The sequence below is a fragment of the Calothrix sp. PCC 7507 genome, from assembly GCF_000316575.1.
Lineage (GTDB): Bacteria > Cyanobacteriota > Cyanobacteriia > Cyanobacteriales > Nostocaceae > Fortiea.
Map to the genome: position 1 here is coordinate 6,249,116 of NC_019682.1, position 25,305 is coordinate 6,274,420.

A 25,305-nucleotide genomic window follows, 5' to 3' on the forward strand; every position below is an offset into this window, starting at 1 on the left:
TTTTATGCTCTGAGATATTTAATGTTGTTGATTGAGCAATACTAACTGGTCTAACTCTTGCTGCATCTGAGTAACAACTAATTCATAACATTCATTAACATACTGGCGATCGCCCGCAGCTTCTCGTCCGTAGCGTGCAAACTTAATCGGTGGACAAACTCGCGTGTGGATAGGTACAGGTAAGGGGATATTAGGAAACGGGCCAAATGCTAATCCCCACGGTAATCCTAGATAAATGGGAAACACCACCGGATCAATGCCAAACAGCCAAGGCATCCCCCATTTATGGAGTTGCTCTACAATTTTGTAAGCATCGGCCAGCACAAATAAAGTATCGTGAGCGCCGGAGGAAATCACTGGTACTATTGGTATATTTTCGCGCAGCGCTAGCTTGATAAACCCTTGGCGACCAGCAAAATATATCTGATTACGCAAAGAATGAGGTCGAAAGACATCTTCTGCACCACCAGGATAGACGAGTACACTAGCTCCGGAGTTCAAAGCCGTATAAGCCATTTTAGGATGCGCTCTGACTGCTCCAGCTTTAGCGGCTAGTTGCGCTACTGGGCTAAAAACCTCCCAAGCTGTGGGGTGCATAAGACCGTAGATGGGTTTCTCCACACCAAATCGGCGAAACCAATCATACATCATCATCACCATATCAGGAGCCGCCAGACCCCCATTGTGGGAACCGACATAGAGGACTTTTTCATCGGGTGAGACATGCTCCCAGCCGCTAGTTTGCACTCGAAAATAGTAGTGATAAAACCACCCCAATAGCGGCATGATGGATTCAATGAATCTTGGATCTCGCTCATCCAAAGACCATCCGAGTTTTGTCTTTTCGTGTTGTTGTGTATCTGACATCCAGGAATATTATCAGTTATCAGTTAGCAGTTATCAGTAATCAGATTGATGGCTGCGTACTGATTGACAGTCTATTAGCCTTCACCCTATGTCTTTTATTTTACCAAATTCTTTCTTTTTACTTTTGCCTTGTTCGGTGATAGGCTAACTGCGTGACGAGTGTCGAGGTATTGAAGATGAGTAAACTGCGGGTGGGGTTGCTGTTTGGTGGACGCTCTGGGGAGCATGAAGTTTCGATTAGTTCAGCAAGAGCGATCGCTACAGCTTTAAGTGCCCAGCCAAATGCTAGCAAATATGAAGTCCTGCCATTCTACATCCAAAAAGACGGCCGTTGGCTAGCAGGCGACTTACCCCAACAGCTTCTGGGTTCTGGCGCACCCCTGCTGGAATCCCCAAAAACACCCCAAGGGGAAAATCATCTCACATCCAACCCGCAAAACCAAATCCTCAGCCGTTGGCAATCACCCTCTCAAGTCGCGGAAGTGGATGTTTGGCTGCCAATTCTTCACGGGCCCAATGGTGAAGATGGTACAATTCAAGGCTTACTGACGTTAATGCAAGTCCCCTTTGTTGGTTCTGGGGTGTTGGGTTCAGCCTTAGGAATGGATAAAATCGCCATGAAAATGGCATTTGATCAAGCTGGATTACCCCAAGTAAAATACAAAGCTGTCACAAGGGCGCAAGTTTGGTCAAATCCTTGTGTGTTTCCTAAACTTTGTGATGAAATTGAAGCAGCGTTGGGCTATCCTGCTTTTGTCAAGCCTGCTAACCTAGGTTCATCCGTCGGCATTGCCAAAGTGCGATCGCGTCAAGAATTAGAAGCCGCATTAGATAATGCAGCTGGTTATGATCGGCGGCTAATTGTAGAAGCCGGAGTTGTCGCTAGGGAAGTAGAATGCGCCGTTTTAGGCAACGATCAACCCCAAGCCTCTGTGGTGGGGGAGATTACTTTTGACAGTGATTTTTACGATTATGAAACTAAATATACTGAAGGCAGAGCAGACTTATTAATTCCCGCACCACTCCCCGATAATATCAGCCGTCAAATCCAGGATATGGCTTTGCAAGCATTTGCCGCCGTTGATGCTGCTGGGTTGGCAAGAGTAGACTTTTTCTATGTGGAAGCGACAGGAGAATTGCTAATCAACGAAATCAATACCTTTCCTGGTTTCACCGCCACTAGCATGTATCCTCAACTGTGGGCGCATAGTGGAATTCCCTTCCCAGAATTAGTTGATCGATTAATTCAACTTGCCCTAGAGAGATATTCTGTTTAGGGCATTGGGGATTGGGGATTGGGGACTGGGGACTGGGGACTGGGGACTGGGGATTGGGGATTGGGGATTGGGGATTGGGGAAGTGAGGGAGATATAATTCTTGACCCTTGACTCTTGTAGAGACGCGATTAATCGCGTCTCTACCCTTGACCCTTGACCCTTGATAAAATTCTGTAGCTGAGATTGCACAAAAAAGCTACTTAAATCTGGATTTAAACTACGGATATCTGATTTTTGGCTCTTCCAGTACAATCATGGATCTAGAGGGGTACAAATCTGAAAGTAATCATGGAAAATAGTCAGAGTGTACAGCACGAGCCAACCCAACCTACAAGGACTGCTCTCGAGCTGACAGATAATAAATCGGGAGCAGTAGATAGCTCACAGATTCTGATGCATTTGCTAGTACGCAATCCTTGGCTGTTATTAGTTGGTTTGTTGACGATGTTTCTAGGAAGCGCTGCTTTTGCCTTGTACAGCCTAGGCTCTGTTGGGTATGCGAAACAGCCACAAGAACCCGAGCAAATCCCAGAAGCACCTACTGTATTTGAAGAAGCAGCGAATACACCCTCTGAGATGAGCAATCCGATACCTTTATGGATGGTTGTAGCGATCGCCCTCAGTTGTGGTAGTGGTTGTTTGGTAATTTTGCGCTTAATCAACCAGCCAACAGAGCGTCAAAAAGCCCAGAAACCTAAACGTTATCAGGCACCTCCGGGACAAGGCAATCAGCACAGACTCAAACCACAGACGCTAAAAACTCCGCCAGTTTTTTCGCCAGTGTCATCACTTAAACCCTTTGTGTCAATGCAGCCTCAAACAAAACCTTTAATGACTGTTTTGCCAGTAGAACACAGGCATCGCCTGGATAATACTCAAGAATCTTTAGCAGATATGCTGGATATTCGCAAACAGAGTTCTTTGTCTACTATTTTACGTAAGTATTGAAAACAATGCAAAACAAAAGCCTTTCAAATTAATGCTTTGGCATTTCAGGGCACGGGAGACTGTGCCCTTACTTGTGTTTAATAGTCAGTGAAGAGGACTCTTGAGACAAAGGAAATTGGGAACAAGAAAATGGGGATAATTTTCTCAATATCCCCTTCTTCTCTGTGGTCAAGTGCGTAGGACACCTACCCCTACGGAAATGCCAAAGATGTACACAAAGCCTCGACTCAATTTAAGAATATTTTTATTTTTTAGAGTAATAAAAAAGTAATAACTCCTAATGGTTTATAACACAATAGGGTTCAGTTTAATGAATTTTTAATTTTGACAAGTGACCTACGAAGGAAAAAAATCAGTAATTCTACTCCTGTTATATGTTACAGTAATGCGTCATCATTGACTTGGTAAAATCTAAATTTTAAAAGCTAAAAATAACCATATTTAATTATGTGGAGGGAAATATAAAAACCCAAGAGGCTGTTCATTATATACAATACTAAATCACCTTTCCCAAAGCCAGGTCAGCCTAATGGATAGAAAAAATAGACGCTAGTTAATGTCAAAGATTCTAGGTTTTTTTCTTGATCTAGGCATTTTTAAGTAGATAGGCGCGAATAAATATAATATTTTCTGTTATTGCGAGATGCTAGGCGTTAAGCGTACCCCTGCGGGGAAGCTATGCCGTTCGCGTTAGCGTCTCCCAAGGAGAAGGCTTTACATAATGACATCTTACATTTAATTATGCCTACATTCTTACCTTAATTTTTATGTCAAGTTTTGATGCTTAACTAAAAATTTGGTGTCACAGATGCTGAATAACCAGAAAAAGCAAAAAAATTATGCTTTCACAAAAAACATGCAAGGGATCTATTCTCATTGTGGATGATAATCCCACTAATTTAGAAGTTTTATCGGATACTTTAACTGCTGCTGGATTTCAAGTTGCAGTTGCACTTGATGGAGAAACAGCACTAGAACAAGTTCAATATTATCAAGCTGATCTAATCATACTGGATGTGATGATGCCTGGCATTGATGGATTTGAAACTTGCAAACGTCTAAAAGCAAACCCTCTAACTCGTGATATTCCCATCATCTTTGCAACTGCATTATCTGATACTACCAATAAAGTTACTGGGTTGTCTGTAGGTGCGGTTGATTATGTCACTAAACCATTTCAATGTGAAGAAGTTCTCGCAAGAATTCAAATTCATTTGAAGTTACGTAACTTAGATAAAATTCTAGAGACTCAAAACCTGTTGTTGAAACAGGAGATTCAGCAACGCAAAATAGCAGAAAGCTTGCTACAGAAGCTCAATCAAGAATTAGAACAGCGAGTGAGTTACCGGACAATTGAACTTTCTGAAGCATTGCAGAAGCTGGAACAAACCCAGGTTCAACTCGTACACAATGAAAAAATGTCTTCTTTAGGAAGGCTCGTTGCTGGCGTAGCCCATGAAATCAATAATCCTGTGAATTTCATTTATGGTAATCTCAACTACGCAATGGAATATAATCAATGCTTGCTTACATTGCTAGAACTTTGTCAAGAAAATTTTTCCAGTTTACCTAGTGAAATTCAGCTTTATCTGAAAAAAGTTGATTTTGACTACTTGAAACAGGACATGCCCAAGCTTTTGTCTTCAATGAGGATTGGGACTGAACGTATTTGTGAAATTGTACTGTCTCTACGTAAGTTCTCGCGCTTGGATGAAGCTGATAAAAAAATCGTAGATATACATGAAGGTATTGAAAGTACTCTGTTAATTTTACAAGAACAACTCAAGGGTAGAGCAAATCACCCGGAGATTAGGGTTATAAAAGAATATGGGGAATTACCACTTATAGAGTGCTATGTTGGTCAGTTAAACCAGGTTTTTATGAATTTGTTGACAAATGCAATAGATGCTTTGGACGAACAAAATTCCCGACCCTATTTGGTGAACAATGCAGAACCTGCAACCATCCAGATTCGGACACAGAGAGTACATCAGGATTGGGTAAAGATATGCATTGCTGACAACGGCTCAGGCATTCCAGCCGATTTACAACCAAAGGTGTTTGACCCCTTCTTTACCACTAAACCAGTTGGTAAAGGAACAGGGCTAGGGCTATCTATCAGCCATCAAATTATTGTGGAAAAGCATCAAGGACAATTACTTTGTCATTCTGAACTAGGGAAAGGAACAGAATTTGTCATTAACCTGCCTTGTAAAATTAAACATGATCATCAGCAAAAGCAAAACCTAGAAATATTACAAACAATCTAATCTCTAGTTTGAATTCACAAAATATTATTATCTACATCTGTGCTAATTCTTGTATTGGATATGTATTATATACTATTTAAGCAAAATTTGCTCCTTATTTCCCCTACTTCTTTAAGAAATTGGGGTTTTAAATCCTATATACATCTGGTTTTCAGTTTTCATTAAAAGCGAAAACTAAAAAGCATATTTAGTGTGTTTAAACATGAGACTTTAATAATTTTACTGAGTATTTTTATGATTATGAATTATCAACATCTGACCATTCATGAATTAGTTGAAAACCAAGTATCCTTAACACCTGATAAAGTAGCTGTTATTTTTCAGAATCAGCAATTAACCTACCGACAACTGAATGAAAAAGCTAACCAGTTAGCACATTACCTGCAATCCTTAGGAGTCGGTTCAGAAACATTAGTGGGTATTTGCGTGGAGCGATCGCTCTCTATGTTGATTGGCTTGTTGGCAATCCTCAAAGCAGGCGGTGCTTACGTTCCACTCGATCCATCCTACCCCTGGGATCGTCTGGCTTTTATGCTAGAGGACTCGCAACTAACTGTTTTAGTAACTCAACAGCATTTGTCAGACAAACTAACTCCACACTCAGCTAAAATCGTTTGCCTCAATAGCGATGGGGAAGCGATAAGCCCTGCGGGCATGGCTTCGCTTACCGCTCAACATAGCAACCAGAATCCCCACAGTCTAGTATCTGCCGATAATTTGGCGTATACCATTTACACTTCCGGTTCAACTGGTAAGCCCAAAGGTGTACAAATTATTCATGCTGCTGTTGTTAATTTCTTGCTCTCTATGCAACAAGAGCCGGGATTGACAACGCAAGATGTGCTTCTAGCAGTGACTACGATTTCTTTTGATATTGCTGTTTTAGAACTCTTCCTACCCCTCATAGTAGGCGCTACTACCGTTATGGTGAGTCGTGAAGTTGCAAGCGATGCATTTCAACTATCTAAAATCATCAATCAATCTCATGCTACGGTCATGCAAGCTACGCCGGCAACTTGGCGCATGTTGCTAGCTATTGGTTGGCAAGGTAATCAACATCTGAAAATCCTTTGTGGCGGAGAAGCTCTGACTCGACATCTTGCAAACCAATTACTAGAAAGGAGTTCTGCGGTTTGGAATATGTATGGGCCAACAGAGACTACTATTTGGTCAACCGTTCATCAGGTAGAACCAGGCGATCGCGCCATACCTATTGGTCGCCCCATCTTTAACACGCAAATCTATATATTCAAAGACCCAGCTCGGCGTAAGAATGATACTTTGAAACCTGTTGAAGAAGAAGAAGAGGGACAACTTTACATTGGTGGTTTAGGACTAGCAAGAGGCTATGGGAATCGTCCCGATCTCACATCTGAGAAGTTCATACCTGACCCGTTTAGTAACGATCCCACAGCCCGTCTCTATAAAACAGGTGATTTAGCTCGTTATTTACCAGACGGTAACATCTTGATCGTGGGACGAATTGACCATCAAGTAAAAATTCGTGGACATCGGATTGAATTAGGAGAAATTGAAGCAACACTATCGCAACATCCCCAAGTACAGGAATGTGTAGTAGTTGCTAGAGAAGACTCTCCTGGAGATTTACGTTTAGTGGCCTACGTAGTGTTGAAGTCGCCAGAAAAAAATCTGCGTCCAGCACAATTAAAGGGATGGCTGCAAGAAAAACTATCTGATTACATGGTTCCTGCGATTGTAGTCTTTATGGATAAACTGCCATTGACTCCTAACTGTAAAGTTGATCGTCGGGCATTACCAGTACCAACTCTGGATTTAATGGAGGAATTTGTATCTCCCCGAACAGAGCTAGAAAAACAACTGAGCCAAATTTGGACGACTATTTTAGGTGTGGAAGTTGGTGTGTATCAAAACTTTTTTGAATCAGGAGGTAATTCGCTCACTTCGGCTTTGTTAATACACCGCATAAATGAAACATTAAAAATAGAATTGTCTCTAGAGTGCTTATTTAAAGCGCCGACAATTGCTGAGTTAGCTGAAATAATTCCAGCTTCTGGTTCTACAGCTAAATTTGCCAATCACCTCGAACAGATGCAGGCTGATGCAGTCTTAGAAGCAACAATCCACCCACTAACTATCACCCAGACTGAACCTCAGCGTATCTTCTTAACTGGTGCAACAGGTTTTATTGGTGCTTTTCTGCTGCAAGAATTACTGCACCTGAATCCACAGGTAACTGTTTACTGTCTAGTCCGTGCCAATAGTTTAGAAGCAGCTAGCGAGCGACTGCGTAAGAGTCTAGAAAGTTATGAAATTTGGCAAGATAGTTTTGGTTCCAGAATTGTCCCTGTGCTGGGAGATTTATCACAGCCTTTGTTAGGACTATCAGAGGCACAATTTAGGGAATTAGCAGATCGAATTGAGCTAATTTATCACAGTGGTGCTTATGTAAATTTAGTTTATCCCTACACGGCTTTGCGAGAAACAAACGTACTCGGTACTGGAGAAGTGTTACGTTTGGCAGTTCATACAAAAACCATTCCAATTCACCATATTTCTACTTTAGATGTCTTTCAATCCTCTGCATATGAACAGAAGAAAATAATTTTAGAAACAGAGGATATTCTCAGTGGGGCGGGGTATTTTGATGGTTATTCCCAAAGTAAATGGGTAGCCGAAAAATTAGTTATGGCAGCACGCGATCGCGGTTTGCCTGTCTGTATTTATCGGTTAGGAATGATTACAGGGCATAGTCAAACCGGTGTTTTTCAGCCTAGTAACCTGATTAGCAGAATGATTAAAGGGTTCATCCAAATGGGTTACGCACCTGAATGGGAACTAAATATGAACTTGACTCCCGTAGACTACGTAGCTCAAGCGATCGCATATTTGTCACGCCAACCAAAATCTGATGGCAAAACCTTTCATTTATTAAGTCCCTATGTATTATCGATTAACCAGCTAGCGGCTGATCTGAACTCACTGGGATATCCGATTACTTCTATTTCTTTCGACCAATGGCAGACAAAACTACTCAATATGCCTCCAGAGAATGCTTTAACACCAATAGCATCGATGTTTACCAAGAAGGTATCAAATCAGCAAGAAACTTTTATCGAAACAACCGCCCTAACATCATCCCAAGTCTTTGATTCCCGTAACACACAATTGGGACTAGCGAGTAGCGATATTATCTGTCCTCCTATTAACTCTTCCGTGCTAAAAGCTTATTTGTCTTATTTCATGCGTTGCGGTTTCCTCACTAAATCTACTAGTGTGGCAAGCGGCAACCTGAAAATGTTTGGTTAATCAGATAAAAAACACGTAGCCCACCAAAACCCGGATATGGTGGGCAACTTACACACAAGTAACGGAAAAACAAACCACAGAGGAAACAGAGAAATGAGAGTTTGAGAGGTTTTTTGCATAAGTCCTATGACGAAATATTTTTTAGGATGCCAGAATGAGCATAAATTGGGGGGAAAACTTTAAATTACCTGCATCTGTTCCGCAGGTTGAAAGCGATGCTCGAAGCAAGCACAGAGGATCGCTGACGCAACAAACGCTGATCAAAACCGCAATCAGTATGGGCATCGTCATTGTTGCATCCACAGGAATTGGTTACTTCCAAGTGATTTCACGGGTGACAGAGCAGTCTTTGTCACAACTTGAGCAATATGTCAAACTAAGAGCGCAGCGTGAGAGAGCAATATTCACGTTGGCTGAAGATAACCATGTCTTGTTGAAACAGGCTTTGCTAAAGCAGCTTCAAGCATTAGGCGATCGCGATCCCCAAGCCGAGTTTGAGCAGTTGTTTGTCAAATACAAGGATGGTACGATTCGCAACCGTCCTAACATTTTTGAAATTGACAAGACTCCTGGTGTGTTTCTGGGTAAAAATGTCAAAGTCGATGCTGATATGCGCCGCCGAGTCTTAGCTTATTACAATACCCTCAGCGCTTACGGGCCTGCATGGCGCAATCGCTTTGCCAACAGCTACACCCAAATTCCAGAGAATGGCATGGTGATGTACATGCACGAATATCCGTGGGCATTGAAAGCACCTTCTAGGAAATCGTTCCGCGTCACCGATGATGAGTCCTTTCAAATTACCCGACAAGTTTATGATCCTGAACGCAAAACCGTCTGGACAGGAATTTATTACGATCAGGTTGCTGCTGCTTGGATGGCATCTTGTGTCACACCGTTGGATGTAGATGGCAGACATATTGCTACACTCGGACATGATATTTTGATTGGTGAGTTACGCGATCGCACGCTGAATGATGTCCTCACAGGCACATACAACATGATCTTTAGAAAAGATGGGCGTTTAGTAGTCCATCCTGCTCTGATGGAAGATATTAAACAAGGAAATGGTCAATTTTCCATTGGGCAATCAAAAGACTCTCATCTGCGTCAAATTTTTAAGTTAGTCACTCAAACACCAGGAAATCGGGTGATTGATAATTCTGAGAATGATGAATACCTAGCTGTAACCACAATTAATGAGCCAGATTGGTATTTAGTTACAGTTTTTCCTAAATCTCTATTAACTCAAGAAGCTTTTAACACAGCGCGGCTAATTCTCTTATTAGGACTAAGCTCACTCATCATTGAGATTATCATTGTATTCCTGATTTTACATCGTCAAATTGCTACTCCACTAAACAAACTTATGGCAGCAACTGAAAGTATTTATGCTGGTAATCTAGATATTAAAGTTGATGTCAGGTGTCCAAATGAACTAGGGCGTTTGGGATATTTATTTAATAAAATGTCTCAGCAACTCCGAGAATCTTTTGTTAAATTAGCTAGAACTAATGAGGAACTCGAAATAAGAGTAGAGGAACGTACTACAGAACTCAAGAAAGCTAAAGAAGCAGCCGATCAAGCAAACATTGCCAAGAGTGAGTTTTTAGCAAATATGAGCCATGAATTGCGTACTCCTCTCAATGGTATTTTGGGATATGCTCAAATTCTTAAGCGCTCAAAAAATTTTGTTGATAAAGAACAAAAAGGCATTGATATTATTAGCCAATGTGCATCCCATCTTTTAACATTGATCAATGATATTCTAGATATTTCTAAAATTGAAGCTCAGAAGATGGAGTTACATCCTGTAGACTTTCACTTTCAGTCTTTCTTGCAAGATGTTGTGGAAATCTGTCGGATTAAAGCTGAACAAAAAGGTATTGATTTTATTTATCAACCTGATAATAAACTGCCAGAAGCTATTTATGCTGATGAAAAAAGACTACGACAAGTGCTAATTAATTTACTAGGCAATGCTGTCAAATTCACAGACAAAGGAAAAGTAGTCTTTTCTGTAAAATGCCAGGATACCACAGGCTCAAGATTACAAGAAAATTTAGCTGACAAAATTTGTTTTCAAATTGAAGATACTGGTATTGGTATTCCTCAGAATTATCTCGAAAATATCTTTTTGCCGTTTGAACAAGTTGGAGATAGCAACAAGCAATCAGAAGGAACAGGATTAGGGTTAGCAATTAGCCAAAAGATTGTCCAGATGATGGACAGCACTTTAGAAGTACGAAGTCAACTAGGACACGGAAGCATTTTTTGGTTCAATGTTGAATTGCAAAAATCTCAATATTGGCAGAAAATTCACTCTGTTTCTCAGCCAGGTAATATTGTTGGTTTTGTAGGTGAGAAACGAAAAGTTTTAATTGTTGACGATCACTGGGAAAATCGCTCATTTATCATCAATTTTTTGCAACCTCTCGGCTTTGCAATGCAGGAGGCAGAGCATGGCAAACAAGGGCTAGAAAAGGCTATAGAGTTTGAGCCTGATTTGATCATAACTGATATTTTGATGCCAGTTATGGATGGTTATGAGATGCTCGCAAGTCTGCGTCAATCACCTTTATTCCAGAATATACCTGTTGTTGTGTCCTCAGCCAGCGTATTTAAATCAGACAAGCATAAAAGCTTAGAGGCTGGAGCTAATGAATTTTTACCCAAACCTGTGCAGGCTGATAGTTTATTAGAGGCATTGCGTGTACATTTGCAACTGGAGTGGATGTACGAGGAAGCTTTAGAGGAGAAAAAGCACAATAAACAGACAAAAGTTGATATAGATGCATCCGGCATCATACCACCATCCTATGAAGACTTGGTTTTACTTTATGAATTAAGCCGTAAGGGTTTGGTTAACGATTTACTCCAAGAACTGGCAAGGATTGAAAATTTAAATAGCGAGTTTTCTCCGTTTGTCCAAAAACTCAGTAACTTCGCTAAAGGCTTCCAAATTAAACAAATAAAAATCTTCATAGAAAAATATTTGTAGACGCATAGCCAAGACTTCGCCATTAATATAATCTTGTAATGCTTCTCAGTCGGGGTATTGCTAGATACTTATTTTTTGAGGTGGAAAGTTGGCAAGCATCACCCAATGATTACAAATAAACGCATTCAATTTCTGCTACCAATTTTATCCCCCTTGGTGGCGATCGCATCTGCTTTACTGGTTGGTGCAGGTTTAATTGCACTGGCTGGCGCAAATCCGCTTGCAGCCTACACCGCGTTATTTCAAGAATCTCTCTCTACCTACTTTGGATTTGGTAACACCTTGACAAAAATGACACCGCTACTATTCACCAGTTTAGGTGTGTTGGTGGCGTTGCGTGGTGGTCAATTTAACATTGGTGGGGAAGGGCAAATTTATCTGGGTGCTTTGGGAAGTACTTTGATTGGGTTGTATGTGCAGGGATTACCTGCGGTGATTCACATTCCCTTAGCGCTGTTAGCAGGATTTCTCTTCGGTGCTGTTTGGGGTGGAATTCCTGGTTATCTCAAGGCTGTAAGAGGGGTAAACGAGGTAATTACCACCTTGCTACTAAATTACATTGCAGTGAATTTAGTGAGCTACTTGGTGCAAAATCCCATGAAAGCACCAGCAGCACCTAGTCCTTATTCACCACTGATTGCTAAATCTGCCCAGTTACCGATCATTTTACCTGGGAGTCTTGCCCATGCAGGTATTTTATTAGCATTAATTGCAGCAGTAATTTTGTGGTTGTTGTTAGTGCGATCGCCTCTAGGTTACCAAATCGCAGCGGTGGGATTTAACCCAATTGCTGCTCATTATGCGCGGATTTCTGTTCAGCGTACCATCATGTTAGTCATGGCGTTAGCGGGTGGTTTAGCGGGGTTAGCGGGTGCAACTGAAGTCATGGGGTTGAAATATCGTTTATTTGAGGCTATTTCACCTGGTTATGGTTTTGATGCGATCGCGATCGCCTTTTTAAGCCGTGGTAGCGTCGTCGGTGTGGTACTAAATTCCCTATTTTTTGCCGCGCTGCGTAGTGGTGCTAATGTGATGCAACGTAGCGCAGGTGTCCCCGTGACAGTAGTTTACGCCATTCAAGGGTTGACGGTATTATTTATTGCTATCAGTCTCGCTGTGGAAAAAAATATAAAAACTATAGAACCATAACGCAGATAAAAATCAAAACACCTCTGCGTTACTCTGCGCTTCCCTCAGCGCTCCTCTGCGTTAAAAAAACCTGAATGAATAACCTCAACTTCCTCTCAGATTACCTCGTAGCCAGTCTCCGCCTTGCCATACCCTTGGGGTTTGCCGCTTTGGGCGGTTTATACTCTGAACGTTCGGGAGTGTTAAATATTGCCCTGGAAGGGATGTTGTTGACTGGTGCTTTTGCGAGTGCATCCGCAACTTTTTACACAGGTAATGTCTGGATTGGTATCCTAGCCGCCTTAATTGCTGGGGGTTTAGTAGGACTGCTCCATGCTTTTTTGTGTATAACTTTGCGTGTTGATCAGTTAGTGTCTGGTTTGGCAATTAATCTTGTAGCCGCTGGGTTAACATCGTTTTTATCAAGGCTGGTGTTTACTGGTGCTAGCACCCAACAATTACCTGGAATTACGGCAATTATCATTCCTGGTTTGGCGAAGATTCCTTTAATTGGCCCATTGCTATTTCAGCAGGATATCTTAGTATATTTACTATTTACTCTAGTAGCTTTTAGTATATATTTTTTATTCCATAGCAGTTTTGGTTTAACGTTGCGGGCTGTGGGGGAAGCGCCCAAGGCGGCTGACACAGCTGGGATTTCCGTAAAACTTGTACGTTATCTGGCTGTAGTTATGAGTGGTTGTCTGGCAAGCTTAGGAGGTGCTTATTTAACTTTAGTACAGGTGAAATTCTTTGCTGAAGGGATGACTGCAGGTAAAGGATTTATTGCGATCGCTGCTTTAATTTTTGGGAGATGGCATCCTCTAGGTAGTGCTTTGGCTTGTTTGCTGTTTGGGGCTACAGAAGCCTTGCAATTGCGAATTCAGGCGTTGGGGGCAAATATTCCCTACCAATTTTTGGTGATGCTACCTTATGCGATCGCCTTGTTAGCATTAGTCGGATTAGTTGGTAAATCCACACCGCCAAAAGCATTAGGTATTCCTTACACTCGAACAAAAACAACTTGGCATAAGTGACATTTTTGCTCAAAATCGTCTCAAAACAAATTCGATTGATTCCATGTTGAAATAAATTAGGGTTGCCCAACCTGATCGGGTACGATTTTCAGCCACAAACTCGTAGGGGCGGGAAAACCCCGCCCTCCATCGTATTTAATCGTAGTGAGAAGCACTATATACTGTCTTGCCCATAATTAACGTGAAAAACCATGATGTAATTAGTAAAAATTCTGCCTAAGCACGAATTGATGAAAAATGAAATTTATTTATATCTCAAATAGTGGGTAATTTCCCTATATAAAGTAGTCCATCAATATTTAAAATAAAGTATACCATTGAGAGGAGAGGTTTTATAAAAATTGTGTTTTAATTGGGATTCTAGCGCCCAATAAACTCGTTACAAGCACTATATTAAACACAAAAAAACATTTCTCAATAAGTTCTAACTTTTCAAGAGGTTTGTAATGCGAATTGCTCAAATCGCCCCATTATGGGAGAGAGTACCACCACCAGCTTATGGAGGTATTGAGTTAGTAGTAGGGTTACTGACTGATGAATTAGTTAGACGTGGACATGAAGTCACTTTATTTGCATCGGGAGATTCTATCAGTCTGGCAAAACTTGTGTCAGTTCACCCCCGTGCCCTCAGACTTGATACCACCATCAAAGATTGCAGCATCTATGAGATGCTAAATCTAGCTTCAGTATATGAACGAGCAGAAGAATTTGATATTATTCACGCCCATACAGGGCATGGGGCATTGACTTACGCAAATCTCGTCACAACCCCTACAGTTCATACGTTGCATGGTATTTTTACCCCTGACAACGAAAAAATGTTTAGGTTCGGTAAAAATCAACCCTACGTTAGTATTTCTAATTCGCAACGAGAACCAAGATTAGAACTGAATTATCTAGCAACAGTCTATAACGGAATAGATGTTAGTAGTTATGAATTTTATCCTCAACCAGAAAATCCTCCTTACCTGGCATTTTTAGGGCGGATGTCTCCAGAAAAGGGCGCGCACTTAGCAATAGAAATTGCCAAACAAACTGGCTGGCACTTGAAAATGGCAGGGAAGATAGATGCCGTTGATGTGGAATACTTTGAGAAAGAAATTAAACCACATATAGACTCTAAACAAATTGAGTATCTAGGTGAAGCCAACCACGTGCAAAAAAATGCCCTCATGGGAGGCGCAGTTGCAACTCTGTTTCCTATCACTTGGCGAGAACCATTTGGGTTGGTGATGGTTGAATCTATGGCTGCAGGTACACCAGTAATTGCGATGAAATTGGGGTCTACTGTTGAAGTCATTGATCACGGCAAGACGGGTTTTCTCTGCAATAATATTCAAGAGTTTATCAGTGCTATTGATCAGGTAACTCAGTTAGACCGCTATGCTTGTCGTCAGCACGTCGAAAACTGTTTTAGCACTAGACAAATGACCAATGGTTATGAAGCAGTTTATCAACAAATTCTAGCAGAGCGATTTGCTAAAAATGGGCATCTTCGTAGTTTGGTTAGTTTAGCTAACAGCCAAAGCTAATTAATTTTAACCTGTCTCTAATCGTCTCTAGATATTGACGAACGACATCCAAATCACATTAACCCAAAGATGAAGAGTGCTGAGTTAAAAATGCTGAGTACTCTTCTTACTCGGTAGTAAGTATAGTAAAGCTGAGGGAAATTGGAGTGCAATTAGCTTTACAGTTAAAATAAAACCATACATCATCCACAAATCCCAATAAACTACCCTTGAATTCTGCATATAAATATGGAATCCGAAAAAATTCAAACTGAAAAGCAGCTAGATTATAGAGCCTTATTAACCGCTGCCAAGCAGGCTTTAAAAGTTGAATACCAGAGATCAGCTGCTTTAATCTCACAACTGCAAGCCATAAAAACTCAGTTAGAGCAAGTTCAAGCTGAAAATAAAATCTTGAGAGAGAGTGCTGATGAAGATATAATTAAGCACTTTGAGGCGCGCAGTCAAGCAGCAGAAGCGCGATCGCTCAAAACCGAAGTGCGTCAAAAGTTCCTTGAAGCCAATGGTTGCAAGGATGATGAGAGTTTTGACACTCTATGGGACAGCATTAAGCATAAGATTCAGATCCAAGATGGTGAGGTGAGAATTATTTCTCAAAATGGCACTCCTAAGTTCACCTTCAACGGCACAATGCTCACTTTGAAGGATTTTATTCAATCCCTCAAAGAAGACCCAATCTCGAAAAAATTTTTCTTGGACTAGCCTACCTAGTAAACTTCGTTGTACAACTCCCATCAAAAGCCAAAATCATCTCATCAAGATTAGCGATCGCCTCATCGAACTAGAATGCTGCTCCCAGCAAATTAACGCCCGCACAAGAAAAGATATGAAGAGATGATACTGACACTAAAATTATTAATTTGCCGTTGACCGTTTACAGTAGCCGCACACTTTTAAGAGACTTTGTAATACCTTCGTCAAAAGCATCAACGAAGATATTTTCCATACTAAAAATAAAAAACTTTAGTTTTCTCTCTCTAAAGCAACAAAGCTAGATTCAGGCTTCTCCTGGATGCTACTCACACAAGAATTAATATGGTCACGGATAGCCCGCTCATAAACTATGGTCTGCTTTGTTCGTATTCCTACAGGCTGGTATATCAAGTTAATGTCCGGAAACTCACACCAAGACATCAAAAAAACGTCTTTAGCAGGAGTAGTGATTTCATAATTATTCTCCTGTCTTTTTTTCCTGAGCCTACAATTATTTAGTTGTAATTTTTGTCTAAATAATTTTTCAAATTCTGGAATTATATTTGAACCGTTTTGCATAATTTGTACACGTTAAAACGTGTTATTTAGACAAGGGATATCCAGTGATATTACTAAGTATAACACTTCAGCTACCTAAGTTGTAAAACAGAGACGTTGAATGTTAAGGCTGATGAGGTCTTAGGAGATTTCCTCCAATAGAAATTACCATGCGATCGCGGATCAACCGTAGGGGCAACCGGTTGTTTGCCCTCTAAATTGGTAAGATTATTTTTAGAAATCACCTTATTTGTTCTAATAAACAAAGCCCCGTGTGTTGTCTCCTCTCCCACGCTCCTTGCGTTTCAGGATTTGGTTACACCACACGGTAGCACTACAGTAACCAGCACACTTTAACAGTTTCTCTGGCTACTTGATTTGGCTAAATAATATTCCTGAAAAATTAATTTAGGCCGGAACAACTTGAGCCACTAGTGAGCGTTTATCCAGCGACTGGACTTTACCTACCTCACCCAGAGCATTGACAATCCGCTCTAACAGTTCTCCAGCTTGTTCACGATATTGATTTTCTCGCCCTCGCAAACGAATCACAAACTTGACTGAATCACCTTTACTCAACCACCCAACTGCTTGCTCGATGCGTAAGTTATAGTCGGCGACACCCACGTTGGGACGGAGCCTAACTTCTTTTACTGTAGGTCTAGCACTTTGTCCTTGACGCTTTTTCTTTTGGTACTGAAGTTTACCGTAGTTAAGAATCTTTGCAACAGGAGCGTCTTTGCCTTCCGAGACTAGAACTAAGTCAAGCTCTACGCTCTGTGCTAGCTGTAGAGCTTCACTTGTATCGAGCAGACCACGGTTATTGTTCTCATGGTCAATCAAGAAAACTTGAGGTGACTTGATTTGCGAGTTAATTAGTTGCTTTTGGATTGCGATAATATTTTCCTCTCAATTTTTCAATACTTCAATGAATGCAAGTAATGCTAATGTAACACAACACTAACTAGAAATTATGAACTGAGCGATCGCCGAAGGACTCAATCGCACCCCAAAGCCTGTTCCCTGGCTCTTATGAGTAAATTCAAGAATCAAATCGGATTGGTATGTAACTTTATGTAAAGCTTTATGCCACTTCCTCCCTAAAAGTTGTCTGCTGCGTCATGATGGTAGATGAGAGTTAATTCGGTTAACAGGTTTTGTTTTTAGTATTGACAGGCTTTTTGTTTTTGGTATTTACAAACTTTTCTCCGAAACTTAAATCTCTACACATTTATGATTTCGGAGACAACTTATGTCGATTTATGTAGGCAATCTTTCTTACGAAGTTACACAAGATGGCCTTAGTGGTGTCTTTGCAGAATATGGTTCTGTCAAGCGGGTTCAGCTACCTACAGATCGTGACACAGGTCGTGTGCGCGGCTTCGGCTTTGTAGAAATGGGTACAGATGCTGAAGAAACAGCCGCCATTGAAGCGCTAGATGGCGCAGAGTGGATGGGGCGTGATTTGAAGGTGAATAAGGCTAAACCTAGAGAAGACAGAAGTTCATTTGATGGTAATCGGGGCAACAGCAGCTTCCGGAACCGCTACTAAGCTTTATAAGATACTAGCTTACTAGTTTAGCAAATTAATTAACGTAGCAGTGGCTCAGGCAAAGGTGCTTGAGCCTTTTTGATAGAACATTTAGCAGCTAAAAACCATTCTCTGGAGTTGTATATGACAAACTTAGCCTTTCCTATCGAATCTGCTGTCTTGATCACTATCATTGGTGAGACAGTACTCAAAGACCGGATTGTTAAGCTACTAAAAAGCCATAATGTCAGCGGTTACACCATCAGTCAAGTACAGGGTGAGGGCGGGCATGGAAGACGGCTGTCAGACTTAGCAGGCTACAACACTAACATTGAAATTAAGACTCTTGTTTCACTAGAAGTATCTGATGCTATCTTTTGGGCGCTGAAAGAGGAACAGGGCAACTATGCCTTAATCGCCTTCCGACACAATGTAGAAGCCTTTTATTAATTAAGCTTGCTTCTGCTGCGGTCAGCGCCTTGTAGCTTTAGCTACAAGGGTGAACAAACAAATCTGGGAAAAAGATGGGGCTAAATATACCGTGGTATGCGGCGATATATTCCCACCCTTTAGCTAACGGAGAATATTTGTATGCGATCGCCCCCACTTACCAGATCATACAATTATTGACTTAAGCCATCATATCTATTTGGGTCTTTTTTATCCTTTTTCTTCTGAGGATCTTTTTTTGGTTTTTTCGTTTCTCTATTGCCCTTTTTTTCCTTTGACATAATTACTCTCCAATGTAGTGATAGGTAAATTAGCTATAATGCCAGCCCAGTCTTTCCCAGATGATATTCTTTTACTGAAAGAAAGCTCCAGAGGTGGAGAAAGCCTGGACTAGAAAAGATTTCCATCACAGCCACGTTTCCGACTGAGAGGTGAAACCCTACTGGAGTCCAGCTATTAAGTAGTCGAAGTAACCCCCAACTTCGCTAGCGTCTTCTGCTGACATCATCGAGGTGGTAATATTCTTCATCGCACGGATACTTTCAGCCACGGCTTCAATCGGAGTTCCCAGAGACCTGTACATTTCGCGGGCACCAATGACCCCAATTTCCTGAATTGGAGTGGCATCACCAGCTACGATACTGTAAGTGATCAAGCGTAGATAGTAATCTATATCTCGCAGACAAGTCGCAGTCATTTCTTGTCCATAGGCGTTTCCACCAGGTGAGACAACATCAGGGCGCTTTTGAAACAGCTGGGTTCCAGATTGCTTAACAATGCGTTCGCGGTTTTCAGTTAAAGCTTGAACAAGGCGCAGACGACGCTCACCATTCTTAACAAAGCTCTTAATTGGCTCGAGTTCGCCAGGGGTGAGATAGCGAGCTTCTGTGTCTGCGTTGAGAATCGACTTGAGGATCAAACTCATTATATAGAATCCTTAAAAAAATGAAATTATGTTTGCCATATCGAGATTTCAAAGGTTAGGAACTAGTTTTGAGGGGTTTTTGGTAGTGCGGGCCGAAAAGCCCGCGTGAGCGAGACGCTCACACTACAGTCCCTCATTTCAACCCTGACAGACTACTAGTAGGCTGAGAAAAAGCTGCTAGTTCAAGGTTTCAGTTCCTTTGACTCACGACTTGGAAGTTTAGATCATGCACTAAAAGCAATGAGGCTTTTTAAAGACATAATCTTAAGCAGAAGAGTAATTATTTAATGCTTGCAGTCATCAGAAAAAAACCTACTTTCCTTACGGGAATAACATTTTTGTATCTGTTAATTTCTCAGATATGATTTCCTCAAATTCGCCCCAGCAAAATCTACTTTTCTCAGAGTTGCTCGAATTAAGCTGATTCCTGGGAAATTCGCCAGCCTAAAATTTATTTCCCTGGCTGCATATCGCCTTAAAACTTCGTTGGCATCCATATTGGCTGCCTCACAATGTGTAGCGTTGTCGCTGTTTTCATGTTCATATTATAGCAGTTATATTTCATTATTAGTTGCCTCTGTCTTTAGAATAGGAAAGAAAGGCACTCGCAAGGCACAACTGATATTTAAAAATTACTGAGATTATTGGGGATTTCCTACTTAGTCACCAAAATTGTTCAGACAGTATAGATAAAAATTCTGGGAATAAATTGACTATTAAAACGGAAGTAAAATTATATTTTATGTATAAAAAATGTGCAGTAGTCTTATATATTTCAATTAAATTGATTAGTCAAATCCATAACAGTAAATACTATAGGACTACTATTTGATTTTTGAATTACACCTAGGTATTGCCCACCAAAACCTAGATATGGTGGGCGTTGCCCACCCTACCAACACTTAAAGATGTTCAAAAATCAAATCGGATTGTTATATTCTTTTTAAGATGCTGGCTTTTTGATGTTCAGTACAGTAATTTTTGTTAATCTAAACTTTCACTTTTTGACTTAACTCCGGACTGAACTTGCTCAAGCCTTTTTAACGTAAAAATTTGGTCACTAGAAGATTGTGAAGGGTCAAGTTATGGCTTAATATCTCAAAAAAAAACAGCGACATTTTGCGCTGTAGTGAATACCATCGGATAATAACCAATTAACTTAATTTTACTAAAAAATATTTAGTTATTGCACAAAGTATTTATTTCTTATTACTACAAAAACTCAGGATTTAGGTTTAGGCCAATGCTTATCAGGGTGGGTTGCAACCCACCCTGATAGCATTGCTTACTTGGTAGTACTTTCTACTGGTGCTTCAGCAGATGACTTGCCAATTAACATTGCAGCATTTTCTTCGCTTTCGAGGACACCGAATTCAATCAACAACTCTTCTAGCTCTTCCATTTCAATAGGTGTAGGAACAGTGAGATTCTTGTTGTTGATGATCTTGGTAGCTAGTGCCCGGTATTCTTGACCTTGATTACTGTCAGGTGCGTACTCGTTCACAGTCATTCGGCGCAATTCTGCGTGTTGAACGATGTTATCACGCGGTACGTAGTGAATCATCTGAGTGTTTAAGCGTTTTGCCAGGGTTTCTATCAGTTCGATTTCCCGGTCAACGTTACGGCTGTTACAAATCAAACCACCCAAGCGCACGCCGCCAGTGTGAGCGTATTTCAGAACACCGCGAGCAATGTTGTTAGCAGCATACATCGCCATCATTTCACCGGAGGTAACAATGTAGATTTCTTGTGCTTTACCTTCCCGGATGGGCATAGCGAAGCCACCGCAGACAACGTCACCTAATACATCGTAGCTGACAAAATCAACGTCTTTATATGCACCGTTTTCTTCTAAGAAGTTGATGGCGGTGATAATACCGCGACCGGCGCAACCTACACCGGGTTCTGGACCGCCAGACTCCACGCAACGTACATCCCGAAAGCCAGTAAGCATGACTTCTTCGAGTTCTATATCCTCTACAGCGCCTCGTTCAGCGGCCAATTGTAGAACGCTGGTTTGGGCTTTAGAGTGTAACATCAAACGGGTAGAGTCAGCTTTGGGATCGCAACCGACAATTAAGATGCGCTGACCCATTTCTGCCATAGCTGCCAAGGTGTTTTGGGAAGTGGTAGATTTACCGATACCACCTTTACCATAGAAAGCTATTTGTCTAATTTTTTCGTCAGTCATGATTAGTATCTTCCAAGAATTATTTTGTCTATGGATCTGAGTTCAAGGGATATTGCAAGTGCTACCAGACACACTGTAAGAAGATCTCCCCAAAGGAAGTGATGTTTGTGTAGTAAAATCCTGCAGAGTACAACAGTTTGAAGTTCATGTAGAGGAAATCTCCGTCTCCCGATGATGAAGCATTGAAGACCTGACTCAAGCATTGCGGATGGTTGTAACAGAATCCCGTAAGTTGCTCAAATCTTAAGAGTGGTTACAGTAGCAGTTCAAGTTCACGCAGAGTTGTTTCCTAAAACCACACAACCAACCAAAACTGCAATCCATTTTAAATGCTGACTACAACTTTCTCGATTGTGCTGATGTCATAGCCGAGGATAACTTTATCATTGCGGGTGAACGTGCCAATATCCTCAATTACTGAGCAAGCAACTGCTGTAGTAGTAGGTACTTTTTGAACATCACTACATTGCACCTAATTTGTGCGTGGGGATAAATCTCAGCCTAAAGGTAGGAGCCACACAACTACTGCTATGTCTGCATCAGCTAATCCTGATGCTATAACTTAGTAACATCTTGATAGCTTTTGCCTATGTGGAATGGTACTCGCTCTGATTAAAGTTTCCATTTTCAGGGTAAGTAACTGCCAAAACATAGTTTGCAAATGAAAATAGTTGCTTTCGCTGGCACTAGTGGCCTGATTGCTATCCGTTTGTCAAACTGTACTAAGAGTCTTTCTTCCCAGACTCTCAAGCTAATCACATCTGGTGGGTAATATTAACTGGGTTAAGCAACACTTGCTGGCTAACATCCAGGCAAGTTCTAATTGACTTCAATTTATTACGAAGACCGCTATTCTAGTTCACCTGGTTTTATCTGTTCGTCGTAAGAAACTGTAGCTAATGAAGCAGATTTACCAGAACAAAAGAACTTTCTTGAGATCGTCTCAATTTTTACGGTAAGTTTTTTGGACTTTTACTTTTTCGATTCCTATAACGAGAATAACACACATCTGATTAATTTATTGGTCTAGTACTAAATTATTTATTCACTTGTCAGAATATTGTCTTTAGTACCTTTAATAGTCATAACTGATGTACTGACAGTTGGTTGATTTCTAAAGTTATTTATCTGAGAAAATCGGTAATGTAAGAGACATTTTGTCAAGTAAATCTGAAATAGTGGAGGTAAAAAGCAGACAAGTATTTTTGGTTGAAGCTTGGTTCTATGAAGAAAAACAAGAGTTGTCATGGTAATTATTAGCTATTACCCATGATCAAAGCATGAAATCGCATATCACTTCTAATTCCGTCAAAATCGGAGTCAGTTTTGAGCATTTCTCGACATTCCTCAGAATTATGTTTGATAACTTGTCGTAAGTTCTCAATCGCTAAATCTACATCTCCTAACAATCCATAACAGCAGGCTTTGTTATAGTAGGCGCAGTTGTCTTGGGGTTGAATTAATAGGGCTTGGTCGTAGGATGCGATCGCATCGTGATATTTTTTTAAATAAGCCAAAGCCAATCCCCGATTATTCCAAGCTTCGTGTTTGTCGGGTTTAATGGCGATCGCTTGGTCGTAAGATGTTAAAGCTTCGGCATATTTACCCAAATTACGCAGGGCATTACCGCGATTGTACCAAGCTTCGTGTTTGTCGGGTTTAATAGCTAATGCTTGGTCGTATGCCGTCACCTCAAAAGCAAAAGTATCTGGGGGAATGCGTCGCAGACGATGTCGCCATATCAACCACCCGAAAAAAACTCACAATTGCCGACAAAATTGCAGGTAATCCACAAGAAAGCAAGTTATCCAAAAAATCCTGGTTGTCTATATAAAAATTGAGAATTGGCCCCAGAATATTCAACACGAGGGTATTGGTCATTGGTCAAGAGTCAAGAGTCAGGAGTTATTTAGTGAACAGCTATTGCCTATTGCCCATTGCCTATTCCCTAATCCCCAATCAACTCCACTGCATCTCGACCATCCAAGTCTTGTAAGTAAACTTTAACTACTTCTTCTTTCGCAGTAGGTAGTTTTTTCCCAATAAAATCTGGATGAATTGGTAGCTCACGATGGCCCCTATCTACCAACACAGCTAAACGAATCACCTCTGGTCTACCATATTCATTCACTGCATTTAAAGCTGCACGAATCGTCCTACCTTTAAAAATCACATCATCCACAAGCACAACTGTTTTTCCCGTCAGGTCAAAAGAGATATTGGTTTTCGCTGGAGTCCGTAACCCAATTTGGTCGAGGTCATCTCGATAAAATGTAATGTCCAAGGCACCCACGTCTACGGTTACACCTTCTAGTACTTCAATCTGACGCGCCAGTAATTCCGCTAACAGTGGACCCCTTGTATAAATACCCAGAAGTACCAGTTGGGACAAATCACGTGTCCTTTCCACAATCTGAGAGGCCAGGCGGGTCACAGTGCGCCGGAGTTCTTCAGATGAGAGAATTTCAACTACTTTGACAGACATAGTCATAGACTGATACTCCTGGGTGGTAAATTTTACTGCACTGCGCGTGTCATTTTTTATTGGTCATTTGTCAACAGTCATCTCCCCATATCCATCTTTACCTGTTTTGAGGTATTAATAATATAGCGATCGCTACCCCTAACCAAAGTAAAAAGCAATATCCAGTTAATTGCAAAGCTGTTTGAATGCTAATCGCAGTGATCGGATTTATCGCATCTCCCAAAAATGGTTTGTACTTAGCTACTCCACGATACCAATTAGTACCTCCCATTTGCACGCCTAAAATTGCCGCATAGGCGCACTCACTCCACCCAGAATTAGGACTCGGATCAGTAACAGCATCCCGGCGACAAATTCGCCACACATGCAACGGTCTACCTGATAACAGTGCCAGAGTCATCACTGTTAAGCGACAAGGCAGCCAAGTTAAGCAATCTTCTAACCGGGCACTAAACCAACCCAAATAAGTATAAGGTGCTTCCCGATAGCCCACCATAGAATCAAGTGTACTACTAGCTTTATATGCTAAAGCCAAAGGAGCTGCCCCCACAAATGGCATGAATGCTCCCAAAATTGCATAAAAAAGCGGAGCCATCACCCCATCAGTAGCATTTTCTGTCACTGTTTCCAGAACCGCACGCAAAATTTCTCCTTCTGCAAGATTTTCGGTATCTCGACCAACGTAATTCCTTAAAATATGGCGCGCCTCTCCCAAGTTTCCGGCTGTTAAAGGTTGTAAAACAGCAGCTGCTGCTGCTCTCAAACTAGAGAGAGCAAAACAGCTAGCTAGGAGAATACTTTCTAAAGCAATTCCCAATAAAGGATGCAGCCATTTGGCACTTTGAATTATTAACCAGCCAATAGCACCGCTACCCACGATTAAGATTATGCCTAGTGCGATTCCGACTATGCGTTGTGTTAGAGAATTATGACAGTACTTTAGAGCCAGCTTGGTAATGTGAGAAATTAGCCACCCCATAAATTGCACTGGATGAGGCCAACCCCAAGGATCACCAATCAAGTAATCTAAAAGGGTGGCAATAATTAAGATCGCAACCGATGTCATTTGTCATTTGTCCTTTGTGAATACCAATGACCAATACTTCTCTGCCAGAGGCTACGCC

The 25,305-nt window shown here is 41.1% G+C and carries 21 protein-coding genes; 11 read left to right on the plus strand and 10 right to left on the minus strand.

Annotated features, from left to right (window positions below; genetic code table 11):
- Nucleotides 1-18: 18 nt before the first annotated feature.
- Nucleotides 19-867 (minus strand): lysophospholipid acyltransferase family protein, encoded by an 849-nt coding sequence (locus CAL7507_RS26825; RefSeq protein ID WP_015131627.1) that lies wholly within the window; start codon nucleotides 865-867, stop codon nucleotides 19-21.
- 176 nt (nucleotides 868-1,043) lie between these two features.
- Between CAL7507_RS26825 and CAL7507_RS26830 the strand changes: the two genes are divergently transcribed.
- The 9 genes from CAL7507_RS26830 (at nucleotide 1,044) to CAL7507_RS26870 (ending at nucleotide 16,050) form a co-directional block, all read left to right on the plus strand.
- Nucleotides 1,044-2,144 carry a D-alanine--D-alanine ligase family protein gene (locus CAL7507_RS26830; RefSeq protein WP_015131628.1) on the plus strand — a complete coding sequence of 367 codons (1,101 nt, stop codon included), beginning with the start codon at nucleotides 1,044-1,046 and terminating at the stop codon, nucleotides 2,142-2,144.
- A 288-nt stretch (nucleotides 2,145-2,432) separates the two neighbouring features.
- On the plus strand, nucleotides 2,433-3,092 hold the full coding sequence (locus tag CAL7507_RS26835) for a hypothetical protein (protein ID WP_015131629.1): 660 nt from the start codon (nucleotides 2,433-2,435) through the stop codon (nucleotides 3,090-3,092).
- Nucleotides 3,093-3,931: 839 nt separating this feature from the next.
- Nucleotides 3,932-5,362 (plus strand): response regulator, encoded by a 1,431-nt coding sequence (locus tag CAL7507_RS26840; protein WP_015131630.1) that lies wholly within the window; start codon nucleotides 3,932-3,934, stop codon nucleotides 5,360-5,362.
- A 234-nt stretch (nucleotides 5,363-5,596) separates the two neighbouring features.
- Nucleotides 5,597-8,650 carry an amino acid adenylation domain-containing protein gene (locus CAL7507_RS26845; protein ID WP_015131631.1) on the plus strand — a complete coding sequence of 1,018 codons (3,054 nt, stop codon included), beginning with the start codon at nucleotides 5,597-5,599 and terminating at the stop codon, nucleotides 8,648-8,650.
- Nucleotides 8,651-8,804: 154 nt separating this feature from the next.
- Nucleotides 8,805-11,651 carry a hybrid sensor histidine kinase/response regulator gene (locus tag CAL7507_RS30275; protein WP_015131632.1) on the plus strand — a complete coding sequence of 949 codons (2,847 nt, stop codon included), beginning with the start codon at nucleotides 8,805-8,807 and terminating at the stop codon, nucleotides 11,649-11,651.
- 105 nt (nucleotides 11,652-11,756) lie between these two features.
- Complete coding sequence (locus CAL7507_RS26855; protein WP_015131633.1) at nucleotides 11,757-12,800, plus strand: ABC transporter permease; 1,044 nt, start codon at nucleotides 11,757-11,759, stop codon at nucleotides 12,798-12,800.
- A gap of 74 nt (nucleotides 12,801-12,874) precedes the next feature.
- Entirely contained in the window at nucleotides 12,875-13,816 is a 942-nt protein-coding gene (locus CAL7507_RS26860; protein WP_015131634.1) for an ABC transporter permease, read from the plus strand.
- A gap of 446 nt (nucleotides 13,817-14,262) precedes the next feature.
- Entirely contained in the window at nucleotides 14,263-15,348 is a 1,086-nt protein-coding gene (locus tag CAL7507_RS26865) for a glycosyltransferase family 4 protein (protein ID WP_015131635.1), read from the plus strand.
- Nucleotides 15,349-15,576: 228 nt separating this feature from the next.
- Entirely contained in the window at nucleotides 15,577-16,050 is a 474-nt protein-coding gene (locus CAL7507_RS26870; RefSeq protein ID WP_015131636.1) for a hypothetical protein, read from the plus strand.
- Nucleotides 16,051-16,311: 261 nt separating this feature from the next.
- Here the strand turns inward: CAL7507_RS26870 and CAL7507_RS26875 are convergent, their stop codons facing one another.
- Nucleotides 16,312-16,620: a hypothetical protein gene (locus tag CAL7507_RS26875; protein WP_015131637.1), complete on the minus strand. Its 309-nt coding sequence runs from the start codon at nucleotides 16,618-16,620 to the stop codon at nucleotides 16,312-16,314.
- A gap of 387 nt (nucleotides 16,621-17,007) precedes the next feature.
- Nucleotides 17,008-17,499, minus strand: a complete 492-nt coding sequence (gene infC / locus CAL7507_RS26880) for a translation initiation factor IF-3 (RefSeq protein ID WP_083862926.1) — start codon at nucleotides 17,497-17,499, stop codon at nucleotides 17,008-17,010.
- 352 nt (nucleotides 17,500-17,851) lie between these two features.
- Here infC and CAL7507_RS26885 point away from each other — a divergent pair, with 352 nt between their 5' ends.
- Nucleotides 17,852-18,151 carry an RNA-binding protein gene (locus CAL7507_RS26885; protein WP_015131639.1) on the plus strand — a complete coding sequence of 100 codons (300 nt, stop codon included), beginning with the start codon at nucleotides 17,852-17,854 and terminating at the stop codon, nucleotides 18,149-18,151.
- Nucleotides 18,152-18,274: 123 nt separating this feature from the next.
- A complete protein-coding gene (locus CAL7507_RS26890) occupies nucleotides 18,275-18,580 on the plus strand; it encodes a hypothetical protein (protein WP_015131640.1) in 306 nt (101 codons plus the stop codon).
- Between the two features lie 439 nt (nucleotides 18,581-19,019).
- Here CAL7507_RS26890 and CAL7507_RS26900 read toward each other — a convergent pair whose 3' ends face one another.
- From CAL7507_RS26900 to cbiB, 7 genes are all read right to left on the minus strand, one after another.
- On the minus strand, nucleotides 19,020-19,505 hold the full coding sequence (locus CAL7507_RS26900) for an allophycocyanin subunit alpha apoprotein (RefSeq protein WP_015131642.1): 486 nt from the start codon (nucleotides 19,503-19,505) through the stop codon (nucleotides 19,020-19,022).
- Between the two features lie 347 nt (nucleotides 19,506-19,852).
- On the minus strand, nucleotides 19,853-20,002 hold the full coding sequence (locus CAL7507_RS33530) for a pentapeptide repeat-containing protein (protein ID WP_015131643.1): 150 nt from the start codon (nucleotides 20,000-20,002) through the stop codon (nucleotides 19,853-19,855).
- A gap of 788 nt (nucleotides 20,003-20,790) precedes the next feature.
- Nucleotides 20,791-21,696, minus strand: a complete 906-nt coding sequence (nifH, locus tag CAL7507_RS26905) for a nitrogenase iron protein (protein ID WP_015131644.1) — start codon at nucleotides 21,694-21,696, stop codon at nucleotides 20,791-20,793.
- Nucleotides 21,697-22,021: 325 nt separating this feature from the next.
- Nucleotides 22,022-22,168 carry a hypothetical protein gene (locus CAL7507_RS32505; protein WP_160166365.1) on the minus strand — a complete coding sequence of 49 codons (147 nt, stop codon included), beginning with the start codon at nucleotides 22,166-22,168 and terminating at the stop codon, nucleotides 22,022-22,024.
- A 784-nt stretch (nucleotides 22,169-22,952) separates the two neighbouring features.
- Nucleotides 22,953-23,441: a tetratricopeptide repeat protein gene (locus CAL7507_RS26910; RefSeq protein WP_015131645.1), complete on the minus strand. Its 489-nt coding sequence runs from the start codon at nucleotides 23,439-23,441 to the stop codon at nucleotides 22,953-22,955.
- A 203-nt stretch (nucleotides 23,442-23,644) separates the two neighbouring features.
- Nucleotides 23,645-24,187 (minus strand): bifunctional pyr operon transcriptional regulator/uracil phosphoribosyltransferase PyrR, encoded by a 543-nt coding sequence (pyrR, locus tag CAL7507_RS26915; RefSeq protein ID WP_015131646.1) that lies wholly within the window; start codon nucleotides 24,185-24,187, stop codon nucleotides 23,645-23,647.
- A 91-nt stretch (nucleotides 24,188-24,278) separates the two neighbouring features.
- Nucleotides 24,279-25,247, minus strand: a complete 969-nt coding sequence (cbiB, locus tag CAL7507_RS26920) for an adenosylcobinamide-phosphate synthase CbiB (protein WP_015131647.1) — start codon at nucleotides 25,245-25,247, stop codon at nucleotides 24,279-24,281.
- Nucleotides 25,248-25,305 lie beyond the last annotated feature (58 nt).